Below are 21097 nucleotides of genomic sequence, written 5' to 3' on the forward strand. Positions count from 1 at the left end.
ATCGTGCGCATGATGGGGTTTGCGTGCGCGCCGGCGGCTTCCTCCCACGGGCGCCGACGGGACCCCTATACTTACCGCGGCGGTTTTCTGCTCCCGCGCTTCTGCTCCAGCTGGCCTTGGCGCCCGCTTCGCGCGATATCGCCGATACGAACACTTTTCTTGAGGCATGTGCCGTGCGGCCGTGTATGCGATCGCGTGCTCGTCATGCTTGGAACGGATATCAAATCTATGACTGAAACCCAGAAGAACGACCAGGTCGAGACTGCCGCTCGCTTTGAGGACCTCGGCCTCTCGTCCACCGTGCTCGCCGCTGTGCGCGACCTCGGCTACACCGCACCCACGCCCGTTCAGGCGGCGGCCATCCCCGAGGTGCTCGCTGGGCGCGACCTGCTCGCTGCGGCCCAGACGGGCACCGGCAAGACGGCGGCCTTCCTGCTGCCCGCCCTCGACCGTTTGGACCACGTGCTGCCCGAGGGTGACGCCGGCTCCTCGCGGCGCTCCCGCAACCGCGCGCGCAGAGACGCCGCCGGCCGCGGGCCCTTCATGCTCATCATCACCCCCACGCGCGAGCTTGCCCAGCAGATCGACGAGGTGGCGACCAAGATTGCCCGCCGCACGCGCCACACGGCGGTGACCGTGGTGGGAGGCCTTTCCTACAACCCGCAGATCAGCGCGCTCAAGCGCGGCTGCGACGTGCTCGTCGCCACGCCGGGGCGTCTTGTGGACCTTATCGACCAGGGCGCGGCGGACCTCTCCGAGGTGCGCGTGCTTGTGCTCGACGAGGCGGACCGTATGCTCGACATGGGCTTTTTGCCCGCAGTTCGCAAGATCGTGGACCACACGCCCGCTGAGCGCCAGACGCTTCTGTTCTCGGCCACGCTCGACGAGGCCGCGGTGGGCTCCATCACCGATCTGGTGCGCGACCCCGCGCGCGTGGAGATTGCGCCGGCGACCTCCACGGCAGACACCGTCGACCAGTTTGTGCTGCCCGTGTCCCTCGAGGCCAAAAACGCGCTTCTTGCCGAGGTCCTCAAGCGCGAGGGCGCATCCCGTGTCATCGTCTTCACGCGTACCAAGCACCGCGCCGACGCGTGCTGCCGGCGCCTCAACCGCGCGGGCATCAAGGCGCAGCCCATCCACGGCAACCGCAGCCAGGCGCAGCGTGAGCGCGCCCTCGAGGCGTTCCGCACGGGCACGTGCGACGTGCTTGTGGCAACCGACGTGCTCGCCCGCGGCATCGACATCACCGACGTGCGCTACGTGGTGAACTTTGACGTGCCCGAGGAGCCGACCGACTACATCCATCGCATCGGCCGTACGGGCCGCGCCGGCGAGCTCGGCTGGGCGCTCACCTTTGTGACCGAGAACGATGTGGACGAGTTCTTTGCCATTGAGGCCCTTATGGGCAAGACGGCGGCAATCTTTGACGCGCACGGCCTTGTGGTGGGTGAGAAGCCGCCTGCGGTCGACCCCGGCCGCGTGCCGGAGGTGCGTCCCGCCAAGAAGAAGACCAAGCGCGGCAAGTCGACCTCCAAGCGCAAGAAGAGCAAGACCGCTGCTTCGTCTGCCGGTCGCACCCGCGAGCGCACGGTTGCTGCTCCGTCAGCCGATCGCGAGGGTGCGAGTGCCGGTGCCGTATCGCCTGCGGGTCGCGCCAAGACCGGCTCGGGCGCGGCGCCGCGCCCGGCGCGCCCCAAGCGCGCGGGCAAGACGCGTGTGCGCGAGGAGGTGCGCACCACTTCGCGCGAGGAGGCTGCCCCTGTGGTGAGCGGTGGCGACCACGCCAACTGGTCGCGCCACGACCGCCGGGTGGAGAGCCACCGTAGCGAGGGCAACCGCAAGCCCGAGGGTCGTCGCGCGGAGCGTCGCGCCAGGCCGGAGAACCGCCACGCCGAGGGCAACCGCAAGCCGGAGAGCCGCCGCGCTGCGGAGCGCCGCGCTGGCAGCGAGGTGGCACACGATTGGCGCAACGCCGACCAGGTCTCTGAGCGCCGCTCCCGCACCCGCACCGGCCGTGCCGGCGGCCGCGACAACCGCGGCAGCCATGGGCGTCCCGCCAAGAGCGTGGGCGTGCCGCACGGCGGCGCCACGGGGCGTCGTCCCGGTGACCGCGGCGGGCGCCGATAGCCGTCGCAGACAACGCATAGCGCCGCCCCCTCAAGGCGGTGCAGCAATCCGAGGTTTCGCCCGGGGCCAAGCGGCTCCGGGCTTTTCCTTTTCGAGTTGCTCGCCTCGCCGATATCTGGTACGCTATCTCGCGGGGTATAACTTAGTAAAACCAAGTAATACCATCGCAACAAAACGCAGCACGGACCGGCGCGCAAATCAGGAAAAAGTAGTGCAACAGGCACGCCGGCCCAGAAACGCAGCAACGCCACAGCACGAGGGACCGCCATGGCAGAACACATGACCCCGGTCGTCGCGAAGGTGCTGCCTCAAGAAAAGGCAGCCTTCGCGGCGGCAACCCAGCGCGTGGGCACCACGCCCTCCAATGCCATACGCATGTTCATCGCCGCGTTTAACCGGTGCGGGACCTTCCCCTTCGATATCTCTCCCACAGGCGCCTTTGGCGCGGCTTGCTTTGAGGACGATGCCGCGCAGGACGCCGCGTGCCGTATCCAAGAAGCGTGAGCGGGATGCGCCCGCGCCTTCGCCATGCTGCAAAACCACCCGTTCCTGGGGGAGCGGACGCGCCGCGCCTCTCGGTAATCACCCGCGCCTACCGCGGCTTTCCGTGGCTGTTGGCCTGCTGCGGCGCGGTGGCGGTCTATCTGCTAGCGAGCGGTGCCATCTACCTGGCGGTGGCACAGCTTGCGCTCGATGTGTGTCGGTCACTCGGTGTCAATCTGCGGGACGAGGGCTTTCTCACCACGCTTGACCTCTCGCTGCAATTCGTTTCGCAGGTGGGGTGCGCGGCGGTGTTTGCGCTTTGGTGGAAGATCCTTTCGCCCCGCTCCCTCTCGTTTGCGCGTCGGGGCTACCTGCGTCGCGACGGCGCCTCCGTCCTGCGGCGCGTCTGCGGCCTTGTGCTCATCGGCGTGAGCGTTCAGATGATCGTCTCCCTCGCGCTGACGCTTCTTGTCTCGCTCATCCCGCACATCATCGAGGAGTACTCGCAGATGATGGAGGCGACGGGCACAAACGACCTCGACGTGCTCTCGGTGCTTGTGGTGGGTGTGGGCGCGCCGCTTCTGGAGGAGACGATGTGTCGCGGCGTGCTGCTGGAGTTTGCGCTGCGTGCGGTCTGCCCCGAGTGGCGCCCGTGCTGGCGGCGCGGCGTGGCGCGCGAAGACCGCTGGCGGGCGCGCTCGGTCGCGGTGCCGCCTGTGCGCTTTTGGGTCGCCAACGTGATTCAGGCGGCGCTCTTTGGCCTTCTGCACATCAACATCGTGCAGGTGAGCTACGCGTTTGTCATAGGGCTCGCCCTGGGCGCGGTCTTTTGGCGGACGGGCCGCTTGCGGTATAACATCGCCCTGCATGCGGTGGTAAACATGGCGTCCTTTGCGGTCGACCCTCTGTGGGTCGTGCTTATGGCGTTTGGCACCATGGGTGCGTTCATCGTGCTCGGTGCCCTCTGCGCGGGCGGGGCGTCGCTCTACCGCGCAGGCACGGTGGCCTTTGCAGGGGCCCTTCCCGCGGCGGGCGCTACCGACGCCGGCGCCTCCTCTGCATCAGCGACAAACTCCGGCGCCGCCCCCGCGGCAGGCTCCGGCGCGCGCTCGGCATCTAGCGCTGGCACTGCCTGCCCCTCGACGCGCGGCGATACGCTACCATAGGGTCACAGTGCCGCGCAGGGCGCGCGGCGTGCGAGCGCGAGGAGGGCTCATGGCGGGCAACGAGGAACACCTTTCGGCGGGCGATGCGCTCGCCCAGACGCTTCGCACCTTTAAGGCCCATCGGGCGCGCCATACGCACGTATCCCATCAGAACCACATGCCCGTGCCCTGGCACGAGGTGCTCGACGATCACGACGTCCTCGCCCCTGAGGCCGGCATTGCCGACAAGTCGTCTCTCATCTGCCGCCTTGGCCTCTTGAAGCTCTCCGGCGGGTCGGGCGCGTGGCGCGTGCGCGAGGCCATGAACGCCGTGGCCGAGGTGCTCGGCGTCACGCTCACCACCGATGTGAGCCTTACCTCTATCGAGTGCACCTGCTTTGACGAGACCGGCTCCTTCTCGGAGGTGGCCTCGCTCACCACCACGGGTGTCAACACCGAGCGCATCTGGCTCACCGAGCGGCTTGTGCGCGACCTCACCCGACGCGGCGCCGAGCTCACGGTGGGGGAGTGGCACGCCCTTATGGACGAGATCGAGCACCGCCGCGGCAACTACGCTCCCTGGAAGGTCGCGCTCGCCTCTGCGGCCGCGTGCTGTGCCTTCGTGTTTCTGCTTGGCGGCGGTCCCATCGAGATGGGCTGCGCTTTCATCGGCGCGGGCCTTGGCATGCTGACGCGCCGCCTTATGGTCGACCGCAACCTTACGCACTTTGCCTGCATCGGCGTGGGCGTGACGGTGGCGTGCCTCGCCTACCTGGGGTCGCTCTGGCTGCTCTCGCTCGTGCTGCCAGGGGCGATGGACCACGACGCCGGCTACATTGGCGCCATGCTTTTTGTCATCCCCGGGTTCCCGCTCATCACGAGCGGCCTTGACCTCGCTAAGCTCGACATTCGCTCGGGTGTGGAACGCCTGGTCTACGCGTGCACGGTGATTATCGTGGCGACGCTCGTGGCCTGGCTCGTGGCGTCGGTGGTGCAGCTGCGCCCCGACGACTTTGCGCCCCTGGGCCTCACGCCGGCGGTGCTGCTATGCCTGCGCCTTGTGGCGAGCTTTGTGGGCGTGCTCGGGTTCTCGGTGCTGTTCAACTCGCCGCCGCGCATGGCCGTGGCGGCAGGCATTGTGGGTGCGGTGGCAAACACGTTGCGCCTCACGCTGGTGGACGCCGTCGCCATGCCGCCGGAGGCCGCCGCCTTTGCGGGCGCCATCGCGGCGGGCCTGCTCGCCACCATCGCGAGCGCGCGCTGCGGCTTCCCGCGCATCTCTATCACGGTGCCCTCCATCGTCATCATGGTGCCGGGTCTGTATCTCTACCGCGCTGTCTACTACATGGGAACGTTCGAGACCATCTCGGCGCTCAACTGGATTGTGCGCGCCGTCATGATCATGCTCTTTTTGCCCATGGGTTTGGCCGTGGCGCGCATGCTGACCGATAGCGAGTGGCGCCACTGCAGCTGATGGCGTAGTGCGGGCTCAGCACGCGTGCGGCGCGTGGCGTCTCGCGCGGCGGGGTGCGGTTTGGACGAGCGTGCGCGGCGGAACTTTTTAGAAATAGCATCCTTGCGTTTTCAATATAGCGGGCGAGGGGTCGTTTTCGTGCTAAGGGCGCGCTGGCTGGGTATATCCTCAACAACGGGCGGCATCATGCCGCCACAAGTCCTATTCAGAGCCAAGGAGGCCCCATGTCCAATCGAATCGTTCTCAATACCATCTCCTACCATGGCGCCGGCGCCATCAAGGAGATCCCCGGTGAGATCGAGCGTCGCGGCTACACCAAGGTGTTCGTCTGCTCCGACCCCGATCTGGTGAAGTTTGGCGTCACCGCCAAGGTCACCGGCCTGCTCGACGAGGCCGGCATTGCGTGGGAGCTTTACTCCGAGATTAAGCCCAACCCCACCATCCAGAACGTGCAGGACGGCGTGAAGGCGTTTGCCGCGTCCGGTGCCGACTGCATCGTCACCGTGGGCGGCGGCTCCGCGATGGACACCGCCAAGGCCATCGGCGTCATCGTTGAGAATCCCGAGTTTGCCGATGTTCGCTCGCTCGAGGGCGTTGCTCCCACCAAGAAGCACGCCGTCTTCACCATCGCCGTGCCCACCACCGCCGGCACCGCCGCTGAGGTCACCATCAACTACGTCATCACCGACGTGGAGAAGGTCCGCAAGTTCGTGTGCGTCGACACCAACGACGCCCCCGAGGTCGCCGTCGTCGACCCCGAGATGATGGCCACCATGCCCGCCGGCCTCACTGCCTCCACCGGCATGGACGCGCTCACCCACGCCATCGAGGGCTACACCACCAAGGCCGCGTGGGAGCTCACCGACATGTTCCACCTGAAGGCCATCGAGCTCATCGCCAAGAACCTGCGCGACGCCGTGGCCGAGGCCAAGAGCGGCGTTCCCGGCTCCGGCCGCGAGGGCATGGCCCTTGCGCAGTACATTGCCGGCATGGGTTTCTCTAACGTGGGCCTCGGCATCGACCACGCCATGGCGCACACGCTCTCCGCGCACTACGACACGCCGCACGGCGTTGCCTGCGCGATGCTCCTGCCCATCGCCATGGAGTTCAACAAGCCCGTTGTGGCCGAGCGCCTGGCCGACGTCGCCGTTGCCATGGGTGTGGACACCGCCGGTATGACGACCGACGAGGCCGCCGACGCTGCCATCGCCGCGGTGCGCCAGCTCTCCGAGGACGTGAACATCCCCAAGGTCTGCGAGGCCATCAAGGCCGACGAGCTCGACCAGATTGCCGACGACGCCCTCGCCGACGCCTGCTACCCGGGTAACCCCCGCGAGGCGGATCACGACACCGTGGTGGAGCTCTTTAAGCAGATCATGGCGTAAAGTCAGCGACATCTGGTAGCGGGTGCGCACGCTAGGCGCGCCCGAACGAGGCCGGTTCCGCTCAGCGCGGGGCCGGCCTCCTCTTTATGGCGGGTCTATTTGACCACAGGCCCCATCGTCAATGTTGGCGTGAGCCAATTTAGAGCGCGCGGCACACCGAGCCGCCGCCGATCACGGTATCGCCCCGGTAGGCCACGACGGCCTGGCCGGGCGCGATGCCCTTTTGGGGGAGGGCAAAGTCGAGACACATGGCGCCCGCATCGGGGCCCGCTGTCACGCGGCTGAGGCGACACGCCTGGTCCGGTTGGCGGTAGCGAATCTTAGCAGTCAGCGGCACGCCCGCCTCGCCTGCAGCGGCAAGCTCCGCCTCGCGGGCAGGCGCCCCACCCGTCCAAGTCCAGTCCTCGGTGATGAGGGCGCTGGCGAGAAGGTCCTCCTCGTACCCGAGCGTGACGGTGTTGGCGACGGCGTCGATGGCGGTCACGTAGAGCGGGCGGTCCGCGGCGATGCCGATGCCCTTGCGCTGGCCTACGGTGTAGCGGATGGCGCCGCTGTGGCGCCCGAGTGTGCGTCCGTCCTGGGCGAGCACGTCGCCTTCGGGCAGCGTGTGCTCGCGCCAGCGCTCGATAAACGAGGCAAAGTCGTTATCCGCCACAAAGCAGATGCCCTGGCTATCGCGGCGCTCGGCGGAGGCAAAACCCTGCTCACGCGCGATGCGGCGCACGTCTCCCTCCTTGGTGAGGTCGCCGAGCGGAAAGATCACGTGCGCGAGGGCGTCGTCGCTAAGGCCGTACAAAAAGTAGCTCTGGTCCTTGGTGAGGTCGCGTGCCTTGGCAAGCGCGTGCGCGCCGTCTGCCGTATGCACGACGCGCGCGTAGTGGCCGGTTGCAAGGTGCGTGCAGCCGAGCTCGCGCGCCGCGTCGAGGAGTGCTCCAAACTTGATGCGGCGGTTGCAGATGCAACAGGGGTTGGGCGTGACGCCGCGCTCGTAAGCGCAAACAAAGGGCTCGATCACGTCGCGCGCAAACGCTTCGCGGCGGTCGAGCACGTAAAAGGGCATGCCGAGCCGCTCTGCCACAGCGCGGGCGGAGGCGGTGTCGTCCGGCTCGTTGCCGGGGCCGCTGCCCTCGGCTTTCGCGCCGGCGCCGGCACCCGCGTCGCGCGTACCGTCGTGCAGGCGCATGATGGCGCCGACGCAGTCATAGCCCTGCTCCTTAAGTAGCCAGGCGGTAACGCTCGAGTCAACGCCGCCGCTCATGGCGACAAGGACGCGCGGTTTTGCAGAAGACGCGCTCGTCATGGCCGGCCGTTACGCAAAGAGCTCGGTCGACAGATAGCGCTCGCCGGTGTCCACGAGCACAACCACGATGGTCTTGCCCGCCATCTCGGGGCGGCGCGCCACCTCGAGCGCGGCCCAGAGCGCCGCACCGGAGGAGATACCGGCGAGGATGCCCTCGGTGCGCCCGAGCGTGCGCCCGGTTGCAAAGGCGTCCTCGGCGGCAACGGGGATGACTTCGTCGTACACCGAGGTGTCGAGCGCCTCGGGCACAAAGCCCGCGCCGATGCCCTGGATCTTGTGCGGGCCGGCGGTGCCGCCCTCGAGCACGGGCGAGGTGTCGGGCTCGACGGCAATAACGCGCACGTCGGAGTTCTGTTCCTTCAGATAGCGGCCCACGCCCGTGATGGTGCCGCCCGTGCCCACGCCAGCCACGAGGACGTCGACCGTGCCCTCCGTGTCGGCCCAGATCTCGGGGCCGGTGGTGGCATAGTGCGCGGCCGGGTTCGCAGGGTTCTCAAACTGCCCGGCGATGATGCTCTTGGGCGTTGTCTCGGCGAGCTCCTCGGCGCGGCGGATGGCGCCCGCCATGCCCTCGGCACCCGGGGTGAGCACAAGCTCGGCGCCGTAGGCGCGCATAAGGCGTCGGCGTTCCTCGCTCATGGTCTCAGGCATGACAATCACGGCGCGGTAGCCGCGGACGGCGGCGATCATGGAGAGGCCGACGCCGGTGTTTCCCGAGGTGGGCTCGATGATGGTGTAGCCCTCGTGCGGGCGCAGGCGCCCGTCGCGCTCGGCTGCCTCGATCATCGAAAGTGCAATACGGTCCTTGGCAGAGCCGCCAGGGTTTTTGGATTCGAGTTTAGCGAGCACGCGGCTCCTAAGCCCGAGTTCGGCCTCAAGATGGGTGAGCTCGATAAGGGGGGTCTTGCCGATAAGCTGGTCGATGGAGGTGTAGATAGCCATGGTTGCTCCTAATCTGGGGTATGGGTTGCCGGCGCGCGCCGGCGGGTGTTTGCGGACCGTGCCCGCCTGCTAGTCGCTTGTGATGAAGCCCAGCAGCGAACACATGATGCTCACGATGATCGCGCCCACAAAGGCCGAGCCAAAGCCCATGATGGCGATGCCGGCTCCAAAGAGGTTGAGCGAAAGCCAGCCGGCGATGGAGAGCATGAAGCTGTTCACCACAAGCTGGAAGATGCCGAGGGTGACGATGGTGAGCGGGATTGAAAGCAGGCTCAGAATCGGCTTGATAGTGCCGTTCACGATGCCGAGGAAGAGCCCCGCGATGGCGTAGGCCACCCACGGGTCCGCCCCAAAGGGCGCGATGCCGGGGACAATGGCCGCGGCGACGGCGATGGCGATCGAGTTGACGAGCCAGTTGAGCAGAAAACGCATAGGTGCCTCTCTTGTGCGGGGCGCGCGGGTACGTGCCTCTGAGCTAAGATGGTCGTGCACCGGGGTGCGGCGGCGTAGCCTGCCGGTCCCTCGGCGCGCAACTGCCTCTGAGTATGCCCCAAACCGCGCTTCAGCGGCGCGAGAGGCCCGTTTGGTGGGGAAGGTGTGAATATGGCTGCTAGCAAGTCTCATATTTCGGATGCCGAGGGAACCGCTCGCGTCTCGTCGTCCGCGCGACTCTCCGACGCCGAGATGGGCGCCCGCATGGCGGAGCTCTTCATCTTCAACACCGATGTGCGCCTCTTTGCCTATCCCACAGGCGGCGCCTCTGCGGCAGATCCAGTGGTGCGAGAGGTGCTCGATGCCGCGCTTACGGCCGCGTGCGAGCGCTGCCGCTTCTTCGAGTGCACGCTCTCGCGCACGCGTCCCGACTCCGATATCTCCCGCGCCCACGCCGCCTCTCCCGCGCCCGTGCCCGTCGCGCCCGAGACGGCCGAGCTCACCCGCCTCGCCCTTGCGTACGGCGCGCGGAGCGAGGGGCACTTCGACATCACCATGGGCACGGTGACGTCGCTTTGGAACTTCCATACCGGCGAGATCCCCTCGCGGCTTGCCCTTGCGCGCGCCCTCGAGCACGTGGGGGCGGAGGGGCGTATCGAGGTGGGTGAGACCACGGCGGCAGACGGCAGTGCGACGCCCACGCTTGCCATTACCGACCCTGCGACCATACTCGACCTCGGCGGCATCGCCAAAGGCTATATCGCCGATGACCTCGCCCGCATCATGCGTGAGCACGGTGTGGAGCGCTTTGTCTTGAACCTCGGCGGCAACGTGCTCGTGGCGGGCGGCCGCCCGGGGGATACGTCCGCGCGTCCGCCTCGCACGGCGGGGGAGCCCTGGCGCATTGGCATCGTGAATCCCTTTGACCCGGCGCACCACCGGGCACTGGTGAGCGTGCGCGACGGCTCGGTTGTCACGAGCGGGCTTTTCGAGCGGTCGTTCACGCGCGGCGGTGTCACTTACCACCACATTCTCGACCCCCAAACCGGCATGCCCGCCCAAAGCGACGTGGCGAGCGCCACGATCGTGGCCGAGCGCTCGCTCGACTGCGACGGCTGGTCCACAACGGCCCTCATGATGGGCGCCGAGCACGCCCGTGCCTTCATCGAGGAGCTGCCGGGCGTCGAGGCCGTTATCATCGACGACTGCGACCGCGTGACGTGGACCTCGGGTCTTGCTGAGAGCCTCTCGCTCATCCCCACGCTGCCGCGGTTGTAGGCTCGCCCTCGTATATTTCTGTGTATTCAATAGTCTTTATGCAGCGCGCACTTTAGCGTAGTGGTGTGCTACACTACGCACGTGCTGTCCGCCGTAGACTCGCGTGCGCCCGCGTTGGCGCTGGGCGACCGATGGGGCAGACACGGTATATGGTCACTTCGAGCGGAATCGGTGGTTCGATGGATATCGAGAAGATGTATCAGAGGCAGGATGTGCGCCAGCTCGTGCACGCGCTGACGCTTCTCGAGGGCGAGGCGGATGTCGAGGCCTTCCTCGCCGACCTCTGCACCCCGCGCGAGATTTGCGATTTTGCGCAGCGCCTCCAGGTCGCCCGTCTGCTCGACGAGGGCGAGCCCTATGTGGAGGTCCAGACCCAGACCGGCGCCTCGTCCACCACGGTAAGCCGCGTTTCCAAGGCGCTCAACGGCGTGCATGGCGGTTACCGCAAGATGCTCATCAAGCTCGAGGACGGCGCGTAAGGCGTCGCGTCGTTTTACCGTTGCAGCCACTGCGCTGTTTCATCTTTGCGCAAGAGCGCGCGTATGCCGGCGGCTGGCCTATTATGATGAGGTCCGCCGCCGTTTTTGTCCGTTTTTGGAGGAGCCCCATGCCCGATACCGTCCAGTTCAAGCCTGTTACCACCGACGCCGAGCTCGAGGAGCTCGCCGCGCTCGCCGAGAAGATCTGGATGGGCTACTGGCCGCAGTTTTTGGGCGAGGAGCAGACGCGCTACATGGTCGATATGTTTCATTCGATCGAGGCCATGCGCCGCGACATGGCCGAGCACGGCTACGAGTACTGGTTCATCGTGGATGGCGAGGGTCGGGTCCTTGGGTACACGGGCGGCCACGACGAGCCCGAGACCGGGCGCTACTACATCTCCAAGGTGTATCTGCTGCCCGAGGCGCGCGGTCACCACGTGGCGAGCCGCACCTTTGACTTTTTTGACGCGCTCTGCCGCGAGCGCGGCTGGCATGCCATGTATCTCAACGTCAACAAGGGCAACGAGCTGGGGCTTCGTGCCTACCAGGGCAACGGTTTTGCGGTAATCGAGTCGGTGGTGAACGATATCGGCCACGGCTTTGTGATGGACGATTACGTGATGGAGCGTACAATCGGCTAGACGCGCCCGTTTCTTGTCCGCACGCGACGCTAGGATACTATCTATCTAGTTGGTACGGTTCGCTCGGACGGAGGACGCATGCCCGCAAGCATCTCGATAGCGCATCGCGCGCCCGCCCCCTCGCCGGAGGAGGTTGCGCGCATCGCCGCCGCGGTGGAGCGGCATGGTCGCGCCACGCTGCTCGTGCCCGATTTTGCCGAGCGCGACGTCTGCCGCCGCACCCTTGCCGATGCGGGGCTCGGCCTTGCCGTGGCAGTGGAGACGCCGGCGTCTTGGCTCGCGGCGCTCTGGGAGCTCTGGGGCGACGGGCGCCAGATGGTGGATGCTGCCGCGCGGAAGCTCCTGCTTGCCGAGGTGCTCTGTCGCCATGCGGAGCGTGCGCCGGGGGAGGGCGGCCTGCGCGAGAGCGCGGGCACGGTCGATATGCTCGCCCGCGCGGCGCGAGGCTACCTGCCCTATGCGCTCGCGGCAGATACCGCCGGGTCACTCACCGCTTCCGAGCGGGAGGTGCTGGGTGCTCTTCGCCGCTATGCCGACCTTCTGGCCGAACACGGCCTTGTCGAGCCGGCAACGGCCGCAGTACTGCTCGCGCGGCGCTTCCGCGACCGGGGGGTGCCCGCAAGCGAGCGTTTTGTTGCCCTGCGCGGCACGGCCGAGCTTCCCGTGTACTTGATTGACCTTCTGACGCCCATCGCCGCCTCCGGCGAGGTGACGTTTGCTCTCGAGGCCGAGGCGCACGACCTTGCGCTCGACATCGAGCGCGCCCTGCGTGCCCGCGGCGTGCTCGTCGCCCGGGCAGGGGCGCCAGAGCCTGCCGCCCTGGTGGAGGCGGGCGCTCCTGCCGATGTGTACGAGGTCGCCGGGCCCACCGCGCGCGGGGCCGCCTACGTCGCACTTTTGGACGAGCTCCTGAACAAGGGTGAGCGCTCGTCTGCTGACGGCGGCGCCCACGCTGCGGGGGCAGTGGTGGTGGACCCGCGCCCCGTGAGCGCCTTCCGCATCCTCGCGCCGCGTCTTGTCGCGCGCGGTGCGGCTGTGCGCGCTGAGGGCTCGTCCGCGTTTGCCGAGACCCGCGCGGGTGAGATGCTCTTTGTGCTCGCCGACCTCATCAAGCGCTTGGAGGGCGAGGAGCCGAGCGCCTGGTGGCCCGCGCCCGAGCTCCCCGACTGGATGCGCTCTCCCTTCTCTGGGCTGGGACCTGCGGCGGCGCGCTCGGCGCGCGCTTTCGACGCGCACCTGCGCAAGACCCGCAAGCTCGATGCTGCGGCACTTCTGGCGGAGCTCGACCGCCTGCAGAGCCGCGAGCAGCAGCGCGAGCGCGAGCGGGCAGACGAGGCGGGCGTCTCTGCGCGCCCCGTGGTCATGAAGCCGGTGATAGACGCCCTGTGTGAGGCACGCTACGGTCGCGCGCTCACGCTCATGCGCGATGCCGCGGCGGCGGCATCTCCCGCCTCCTTTGGTGCTGATGGCCTGGCTGCCCAGCAGACGGAGCTCGCCGCGCTCGACGCCGCGCTCGCACTGACCGAGCGCGCCCGGGAGCTGGGTCTCTCCGCGGAGCGCGCGTTCACCGTCCTGCCGAGCCTGCGCGTTCGTCTGGCTTGGGCGGCGTCTCCTGCCGCCCCGGATGCCTCCGCTCCGCTCGTCGAGATCGTCTCGCTGAGTACCGCCGCCGCGCGCACGTCGGGCAGCGCCTCTGCGGTACTCCTTACCGACGCGGACGCCACCTCCTATCCGCTCTCGCACCGCACTACGGTGGATGAGCTCCTCGCCCAAAAGCTCGGCGTCGCACCTCTTGCGGCGTCTCCGGCGGTGCGCCAGCGCGTGACGTTCCGCCGGGCGCTCGCGCTCGGGGCGCGCTCCGCCGTGGCTTTTGTCGCGCACGATGCGCATGGCGAGGAGGTATATCCCGCGCTTGCGGTGAGCGAGCTCAAGGCGCGTCGCGCGGCGGCCGGCCTTGCCGAGGTGTCCGCCGCAGCGCAGGTGCCAACAGAGAGCGCGCTTTTTTCCAACCTCGACCCGGCGGGAGGCGCGGGCGCACACATCGATACCGAGCCCCGTCTTCCCGAGCACGCGCTCGCGCCCGAGCTCGAGCACCTGCTGTTGCTGCCCGAGCGCGCGGTGGGCGGCGAGGCACGTCCGCGCACGCTTTCCGCCTCGCAGATCGAGAACTACCTCGCCTGCCCGTATCGCTGGTTTGTCACGAACCGTGTCTCGACCCGTCGTCTTGACGTGGGGTTCGGTCCTATCGAGATGGGAAACTTCGTCCACGATGTGATGCAGCGTTTCCACGAGCGGCTGCGTGAGGCGGGGCTCGGCCGCGTGACTCCCGAGAACCTCGCCGCGTCGCTCGCCGAGATGGACAGCGCCTTTGACGAGATGCGCGCCGACCACGCTCGGGGCAAGTACACGCATGGCAAGTACGACCGCTCGCGCGGCGGCCGCCCGCAGACCATCAAGGTTCCCCTTGTGGCGACCGACGAGATCGAGCGCGGGCAGATCGAGGCCATACGGCAAAAACTCCGCGAGGTCGTCCGTTACGAGAGCGACATGCTCTCTATCTTCATCCCGGAGCTGCTCGAGTACTCCTTTGACAAGGAGGGCGTCATCTACGCGGGCCGGCCGCTCGGCGGGCGCATCGACCGCATCGATACCGCGCCGGATGCCGGCTCGGGCGAGCGCTTCGTGGTTATCGACTACAAGAACCGCGCCGCTCTTGGCGAGTTCACCTGCCCGGACCCCACCATGGCGCGGGACGAGGGGGAGGTGCTCGACCCCGCGTGGCTCCCGGGGCGCGACGAGGACCGCTCGCCCAAGGTGCAGACGCTCATCTACGCAACGGCCTACGCGCGTCTCACGGGCGGCTCCCCACAGGGCGCGGTCTACTTTGGTACGCGCGGGCCCGTCGTCAAGGGCGCGGTCGCCGCGGCGCTGACCGAGAGCGAGCCGCCCGCCTTCCCGCATGACGCGGTTTCGGGCTACCCGGGCGTGAAGCCCCGCGGCAGCCGGAGCGCCAAGCACGACGGTACGCTTGACTTTAGCCACCTGCTTACCCTGGTAGAGCATGCTGTCGAGCTCGAGCTCGACGCGCTTGAGCAGGGGCGTATCGCGCCCGAGCCCGCGCGTGACGCGTGCACCCACTGTCCGGTAGCTATGTGCCCGAGGAGGCGCTAACATGCCCCGTCTCGATCGAAAGCAGGAGCGTATCGTACGCACGCTCGAGGGCCCGCTTTTTGTCTCGGCGGGTGCCGGCTCGGGCAAGACCTTCACGCTCACCCAGCGCGTGCTCTGGGCGCTCACGCCGGGGTCCAAACCGCGTGAGCAGTGGGCGGACCCCAACGTGCCGGAGGCGTTTCTCGACAGCATCGATCAGGTGCTTGCCATCACGTTCACCGACAAGGCGGCCTCCGAGCTTAAGGAGCGCATCCGTGCGGCCCTTATTGCCGAGGGGCTCGATGCGCAGGCGGAGCGGGTCGACGGTTCGTGGATCTCGACCATCCACGGGATGTGCGCGCGCATCATCCGCGCCCATGCGCTCGATCTGGGTGTGGACCCTGCCTTTGCGGTGGCCGACTACGCGGATGACCTCAAGCGTCTTGCCGCCGAGCACGTGATCCGCCGCCTTGCCGAGCGTGCAACGCTGCAGGATGCGGGCGAGGACGCGCCGGGTGCGGGGGCCTTCGACGAACTCGTCGATGCGTTTCAGATCGAGAGCGCCGCTGCCGGCTCACACGACCTCGACAGCCTCCTCAAGATCGTGGTCGCCATCATGGGCAAGGTCTCGTCCTCTACATCCGGCCTCGAGGCGTTTTGCCAGGTGGAGCCCCGTCCGGCATACCGGCGCCTCACGGAGGCCTACCGCGAGATTGCCGAGGCGCCGTCTTACGCCAACAACGCTGCCGCCCGTGTGGCCGCAGAGGCGCTCGATGCTTGGGCGGCTTCGCCGCGCACCCTTGCGGATTTGCGTGCGTGCTTTGCCGCGTGCGACAAGCTCAACCTGCGTGCCCGCGGCATGGGCAAGGACGAGAAGGACGCCGTGGCGGAGGTGCGCGCCGCGCGGGGTGCCTTCTTTGCCGACGCCTACCTTGCCGCGCGCAAGGATGCCCTCGACGAGCTCATCCCGCTCGCCCGCGAGGTCGAGCGCGAGTACACCGCGCTCAAGCGCGAGCGCGCGGTCCTCGATAACGATGACCTCCTGACGCTCGCCTACGACGCCCTCAAGAACAACCCTGCGGTGCGCGAGGAGTTTGCTGGCCGCTTCAAGATGGTCATGGTCGACGAGTTCCAGGACACCGCTCAGCAGCAGGTGGAGCTCGTGCGCCTGCTCTGCAGCCCCGACGGGCGCGAGCTCTGCACGGTGGGCGACGCCCAGCAGTCCATCTACCGCTTCCGTGGGGCGGACGTGTCGGTCTTTCGCACCAAAAAAGACGAGGTTGAGGCCCAGGGTGGCACGGTCGCCGACCTCGACGTCAACTTCCGTAGCCATGCGGCCATCTTGAGCTTTGCAGACGCGCTCTTTGAGGGCGGCGCGGCAAATCCGCTCGGCCGCGACTTCTTGCATCTCGATTCGTGCGGTGAGGACGTGCGCGCCCGTGCCCGCAAGCTACAAAACCCTAAGACCTCGCGCCGCCAGGCGGTGCTCGTGGCAGGCGGCACGTCCGAGGAGCGTGCGCGTGCCCGGGCGGCCGCCATCGCGGCGCGCTTCTGCCGTCTGCGCGACGAGGAGGGCTTCACCCCCGGCGACATGGTCATCATCATGTCCGCTCTTTCCAAGGCGGACATCTACGCCGAGGCGGTCCGCGCGGCGGGCATGCCCTGCGTGGTGTCGGGCGGCACGTCGGTCTTTCGTCGCGCGCCCGAGGTCTCGGCCATAGGGGCGCTCCTCAACTTCCTCGCCAACCCCGACGACGGCGAGGGCGCCATCACGCCGCTTCTCACCTCGCCGATGTTTGGGCTCGGCGCGACGGAGCTTCTGGCGCTCGCCACGCGCGTCGATGCGGAGGCGGGTATTACCGACAGCCGAAGCGTCACTGCAGACGTCCTGCTCACGGGCGAGATTCTGCCCGAGTTTGGCGAGCTGCCGCTGCTTGTGCGCGCCCGCGAGGTGCTCGCCCACGCGCTCGCCCGCGTGGGACGCGACCGTATCTCCGCCATTGCGCGCGACGCGGTGAGCGAGTCGGGCTGGCTTTGGCGCCTCGAGCGGGGCGGCGCGCAGGAGCACGCTGTCGCTGCGAACGTGCTACGCGCCCTCGCCATCGTGGAGGAGGCCGAGGGCGGTCGCGCACTCGGCGCCCGCTTGGTGGCGCGCGCCTTTGCTGACCACGTCGAGCACGCTAAGGAGTCACCGGCGATGCTCACAGGAGACGACGGCGACGCCGTTCGCATCATGACCATCCACGCGTCAAAGGGCCTCGAGTTTCCTGTCGTGGCCGTCACCGAGTGCGACGGCATCCGCGCCGGGCGCGACCGCTTTCAGATGCTCGATGCAGATGGCACGACCTGGTGGACCGCGCGGCCCAACCGGTTCGAGCCTGCCTCCGACAAGGAGCTTCTGGGCGATGTGCCCGCGCTCGACGAGGACGTGCTCGCGGCAAACGCGCTGCCCGGCACTGCCACGGAGGCGTTTGCCTACATGCGCCGGCGCAACAGCGACCTCGATTACGAGGAGGCCGCGCGCAAGCTTTACGTCGCGCTCACGCGCGCCCGCGAGGTGGCGATCCTCGTGCTCGGTGCGGGGAGTGCGAGCGAGCTTATGACGGGGCACGCCACTTCGCTGGTGGGCGAGGTACTCGCGCGCATCCTGCCTGCCGACCTCGAGCTCGGCGGCGTTCCAGACCTGGGGTGCGATCGGCTGGCGTTTGAGGACGCACATGCGGGCGACTACCAGTTGGTACTCCTGGACGACCTCGACTTCCCCTATTACCCCTCCAAGGGCAAGAAGGGGCCGCAGGCGCATTTTGCCAGCGAGGATTACCCGCTTGCCGCGGCGGATCTGACCGAGGAGGCGGGCGTTGCCGACGTGACGGCCCCGCGCGACTTTGCCCTCGTCCGTCCGGCTGCGGTGGAGGTCTCCATCACCCCGGCCACGCGTCCTGCCCGTGCAAGCTACAGCTACACTTCGCTTGCCGCCGAGCTGCATGCCGAGGCGGAGGACCGTGCGAGCGCGCCGGCTCCGGCAGACGAGTCGGGGGAGATTTCTGCTCCTGCCGCAACGGAGGACGAGCAGCCCAGCGGCGCGCCGGCGACACCAGCATCTGCGGCGGACGGGGACCCGACCGCGCTAGGATCCGCCTTCCATGCACTCGCACAGTGGTTGGTAGAGACGGGGGAGGATACCGTTCCCGCTCCTCGTGCCGATGCGCAGTGTCGCTACTGGAAGGTTACCGAGCGCCAGCGCGAACGGCTCGATGCGGCACTTCGCCGTTGGGAGCACTCTGCGGTGCGTGCCGAGGTGCGCGCTTGGGCGTGTCTGCGTGCGGAGGTGCCGTTCTTCTCGCAGGGGATGGATGAGCTCGCCGAGCGCTTTGGAGCGTATGCGGAGGGCGCGATCGACCTTCTGGCGACCGATCCGGCGCGACCGGGTGAGGCGCTCGTCATCGACTACAAGACGGGCGGCAGCGCAAGCGAGACGCCCGAGGCGCTCCACGAGAAGCATCACCTGCAGGCCGATGTGTACGCCGACGTGCTCCACAAGGCAGGCTACGGCCGCGTGACGCTCAAGTTCGTACGCGTCGAGATCGACGACCCCGAGCACCCCGGCGAGCCCCAAGTGGTCACCTACGAGCGGTAATTGCCCTGGCCGTGGGGAGACGCCCCTTCGCTCCGCGCAAGTTCCGCACGAGCCGGAGGCGCCTGCGGCGCCTCCGAGCGAGCCAGGACTGCTCGAAGCGCAGAGCGAAGGGGCGTCTCCCCACGGGCCCATCGCTACCGTTCGCCGAAGGTCTTCCGTTTGCGGTGAATTGCACTCCGTCCATTCGGCCATACTGAAAAAGATGGTGCATATTGGCCCTCTATCCCAAGGAGTGTATATGACCGAGCCCATGATTGAATCCATCCTGATCAACCTCGGTATCGAGGTCGACCAAGACCGCGTGCACGTCGACTGGAGCCCCGCTAAGCTCATCGAGCACGCCATCTCCCACCACGAGGCCTACCTCACCTCCACCGGTTCCCTTTCGGTCTCCACGGGCGCCTTCACCGGCCGCAGCCCCGAGTACCGCTACCTCGTCGACGCCGGCGAGGCCGATAAGAACATCAACTGGAACAGCAAGCAGAACAAGCCCATCGACGAGGCCACCTACAAGCGCGTCCGCAAGAACGTTGCGCGCTACATGTCCCAGCGTCGCCACCTTTTCGTCGTGCGCGGCTACGCCGGTGCGGACCGCAAGTACGCCCGCAAGGTCATGGTCGTCGCCGAGCGCGCCCATCAGGCGCTCTTCATCCGCCAGATGCTCGTGCGCCCCACCGAGGAGGAGCTCGAGAACTTCGGCCGCCCCGACATCACCGTCTACGCCGCGCCGACCTACGTCTGCGCCACCGACCGTGACGGCCTCGCGCCTGCGGCGGTCATCCTCGACATGAACCACAAGAAGATCGTCGTCGCCGGTACCGGCTACTGCGGCGAGATCAAGAAGGCCGTCTTCACGATGATGAACTACATCCTGCCCATCGAGGACGGGGTGCTGCCGATGCACTGCTCGGCCAACGTCGACCCCAAGACCGGCAAGACGGCCATCCTCTTTGGCCTTTCCGGCACGGGCAAGACCACGCTCTCGGCCGACCCCGAGCGCCTGCTCATCGGCGACGACGAGCACGGCTGGAGCCCGCGCGGCATCTTCAACATCGAGGGTGGCTGCTACGCCAAGACCATCGACCTCACGCGCGAGCGCGAGCCCGACATCTTTGACGCCATCACCTTTGGCTCGGTGTCCGAGAACGTCAAGCTCGACCGTAAGAGCCGCGCGCCCATCTACTCCGACAGCTCCATCACCGAGAACGGCCGCGCCGCCTATCCGATCGAGCACATCGAGCGCGTCGTCGAGTCCGGCGTGGGCGAGAGCCCGAGCGTGGTGCTCTTCCTTACCGCCGACGCCTACGGCGTCCTGCCCCCGATCTCCAAGCTCTCCCGCGAGGAGGCCATGTTCCACTTCCTCACCGGCTACACTGCCAAGGTCGCCGGCACCGAGGTGGGCATCGTGGAGCCCACGCCTACGTTCTCCGCGCTCTTTGGCGAGCCCTTCATGCCGCTCGACCACATGGTCTACGCCTACCTGCTGGGCGAGAAGATTGTGCGCCACAACACCCGCGTCTACCTGGTGAACACCGGCTGGACCGGCGGTCCTTACGGTGTGGGCCACCGCATCGCTCTCTCGCACACCCGCGCCCTCGTGCGCGCCGCCATGGACGGCTCGATCGACGACGCCGGCTATCGCCGCGACGAGATCTTTGGTGTGGATGTGCCGCGCGAGTGCCTCGGCGTTCCCACGACGCTGCTCGACCCGCGCCAGACCTGGGCGGATCCGGAGGCCTACGACAAGGCTGCCAAGAAGCTCGCCGACATGTTCGACGAGAACTTCCACAAGCGCTATCCGGGCGTTTCCCTCGAGGACCTCGCCCGTCCGCGTGCGGAGTAGTACCTCACCCATCTAGTCTGAACAGAGACGAGCGGAGGTCCTGCGGGGCCTCCGCTGCATTTTCTGACCGCAATGTAGCGATTCCGAAAGCAGGGGACCATGGACATCACGCGTGAGATGGACATCACGCCCGAGCAGTTCTTCAACGAGATCGAGCGCACCGTTATGGATGATGCTGCGCGTGCGACGGGTACGCGGCCCACGCGCCGCAAGCTCAACGGCCTTAAGTACCGCAAGCTCTCCCGCCAGGGCGGTAAGGGCGGCACCGAGATCACGGTCAAGATCTTGAAGTACCGCTACCCGGAGGTCTACGAGGTCCGTTTCACCTACAGCACGGGCACCAACACCGTGCGCTACCACGTCGTTCCGCGCGGCGAGGGCGGCCTTACGCTTACCTACTCCGAGAAGTTCGTCGATCCCAACCCCAGAAGCGGCCTTTTTGCTGACTGGTGGCTCAAGCACTACGAGAAGAAGGCGGCCCGCCGGGCCAACCGCACACTCGACGCCATCGAGCGCGACGCCAAGCGGGGCGGCGGCGCCCACGGTTCCAACCCGCTGCTCGACGCAATCGAGAACGAGGACTAGCGCAGACACGACAAAGAGGCCGAGTCGGGCGGAGGTTCCCGGCTTCGGGCAGTCCTGACTCGCACGAAGGCGCCGCTGGCGCCTTCGGCTCGTGCGGAACTCGCCGGAAACCTCCGCCCGCCCTGTTGAACGGCCTCCGCGTATCAACTGATAAAGAGGGACTGCTCGAAGCGGGGAGGGTCCGATCGGTTTC

Annotated in this window: 15 protein-coding genes; 12 read left to right on the forward strand and 3 right to left on the reverse strand. The window is 67.5% G+C overall.

What is annotated here, in order from left to right:
* The first annotated feature begins 228 nt into the window (after positions 1-228).
* The 5 genes from B5F89_RS04065 to fucO all read left to right on the forward strand — a co-directional run bounded on the left by B5F89_RS04065 (position 229) and on the right by fucO (position 6614).
* A complete protein-coding gene (locus tag B5F89_RS04065) occupies positions 229-2127 on the forward strand; it encodes a DEAD/DEAH box helicase (RefSeq protein WP_087430556.1) in 1899 nt (632 codons plus the stop codon).
* Between the two features lie 267 nt (positions 2128-2394).
* Positions 2395-2631 carry a type II toxin-antitoxin system RelB/DinJ family antitoxin gene (locus B5F89_RS04070; protein WP_087430517.1) on the forward strand — a complete coding sequence of 79 codons (237 nt, stop codon included), beginning with the start codon at positions 2395-2397 and terminating at the stop codon, positions 2629-2631.
* Between the two features lie 5 nt (positions 2632-2636).
* Positions 2637-3776, forward strand: coding sequence for a CPBP family intramembrane glutamic endopeptidase (locus B5F89_RS04075; RefSeq protein ID WP_087430518.1), 1140 nt, complete (start codon positions 2637-2639; stop codon positions 3774-3776).
* Positions 3777-3825: 49 nt separating this feature from the next.
* A complete protein-coding gene (locus B5F89_RS04080; protein ID WP_087430519.1) occupies positions 3826-5229 on the forward strand; it encodes a threonine/serine exporter family protein in 1404 nt (467 codons plus the stop codon).
* A gap of 224 nt (positions 5230-5453) precedes the next feature.
* Entirely contained in the window at positions 5454-6614 is a 1161-nt protein-coding gene (fucO, locus tag B5F89_RS04085; RefSeq protein WP_087430520.1) for a lactaldehyde reductase, read from the forward strand.
* Between the two features lie 139 nt (positions 6615-6753).
* Here fucO and mnmA read toward each other — a convergent pair whose 3' ends face one another.
* The 3 genes from mnmA to B5F89_RS04100 all read right to left on the reverse strand — a co-directional run bounded on the left by mnmA (position 6754) and on the right by B5F89_RS04100 (position 9288).
* A complete protein-coding gene (gene mnmA, locus B5F89_RS04090) occupies positions 6754-7914 on the reverse strand; it encodes a tRNA 2-thiouridine(34) synthase MnmA (RefSeq protein WP_087430521.1) in 1161 nt (386 codons plus the stop codon).
* A 9-nt stretch (positions 7915-7923) separates the two neighbouring features.
* Positions 7924-8856 carry a cysteine synthase A gene (gene cysK / locus B5F89_RS04095; protein WP_087430522.1) on the reverse strand — a complete coding sequence of 311 codons (933 nt, stop codon included), beginning with the start codon at positions 8854-8856 and terminating at the stop codon, positions 7924-7926.
* A 69-nt stretch (positions 8857-8925) separates the two neighbouring features.
* Entirely contained in the window at positions 8926-9288 is a 363-nt protein-coding gene (locus tag B5F89_RS04100) for a phage holin family protein (RefSeq protein ID WP_087430523.1), read from the reverse strand.
* Between the two features lie 171 nt (positions 9289-9459).
* On the opposite strand from B5F89_RS04100, the gene B5F89_RS04105 reads away from it, so the two are divergent.
* From B5F89_RS04105 to B5F89_RS04135, 7 genes are all read left to right on the forward strand, one after another.
* Positions 9460-10566 (forward strand): FAD:protein FMN transferase, encoded by a 1107-nt coding sequence (locus B5F89_RS04105; RefSeq protein ID WP_087430524.1) that lies wholly within the window; start codon positions 9460-9462, stop codon positions 10564-10566.
* 179 nt (positions 10567-10745) lie between these two features.
* Positions 10746-11045, forward strand: a complete 300-nt coding sequence (locus B5F89_RS04110) for a YerC/YecD family TrpR-related protein (RefSeq protein ID WP_087430525.1) — start codon at positions 10746-10748, stop codon at positions 11043-11045.
* A 128-nt stretch (positions 11046-11173) separates the two neighbouring features.
* Complete coding sequence (locus B5F89_RS04115; RefSeq protein ID WP_087430526.1) at positions 11174-11689, forward strand: GNAT family N-acetyltransferase; 516 nt, start codon at positions 11174-11176, stop codon at positions 11687-11689.
* A gap of 78 nt (positions 11690-11767) precedes the next feature.
* The gene (locus B5F89_RS04120) at positions 11768-14860 is read left to right on the forward strand and encodes a PD-(D/E)XK nuclease family protein (RefSeq protein WP_087430527.1); all 3093 of its coding nucleotides are present in this window, start codon (positions 11768-11770) and stop codon (positions 14858-14860) included.
* Position 14861: 1 nt separating this feature from the next.
* Positions 14862-18476, forward strand: coding sequence for a UvrD-helicase domain-containing protein (locus B5F89_RS04125; RefSeq protein WP_087430528.1), 3615 nt, complete (start codon positions 14862-14864; stop codon positions 18474-18476).
* Between the two features lie 238 nt (positions 18477-18714).
* The gene (gene pckA, locus B5F89_RS04130) at positions 18715-20319 is read left to right on the forward strand and encodes a phosphoenolpyruvate carboxykinase (ATP) (RefSeq protein WP_239286669.1); all 1605 of its coding nucleotides are present in this window, start codon (positions 18715-18717) and stop codon (positions 20317-20319) included.
* 99 nt (positions 20320-20418) lie between these two features.
* Entirely contained in the window at positions 20419-20904 is a 486-nt protein-coding gene (locus B5F89_RS04135) for a DUF3284 domain-containing protein (protein WP_087430529.1), read from the forward strand.
* Positions 20905-21097 lie beyond the last annotated feature (193 nt).

The organism is Collinsella sp. An307 (assembly GCF_002161805.1).
Taxonomy (GTDB): Bacteria; Actinomycetota; Coriobacteriia; order Coriobacteriales; family Coriobacteriaceae; genus Coprousia.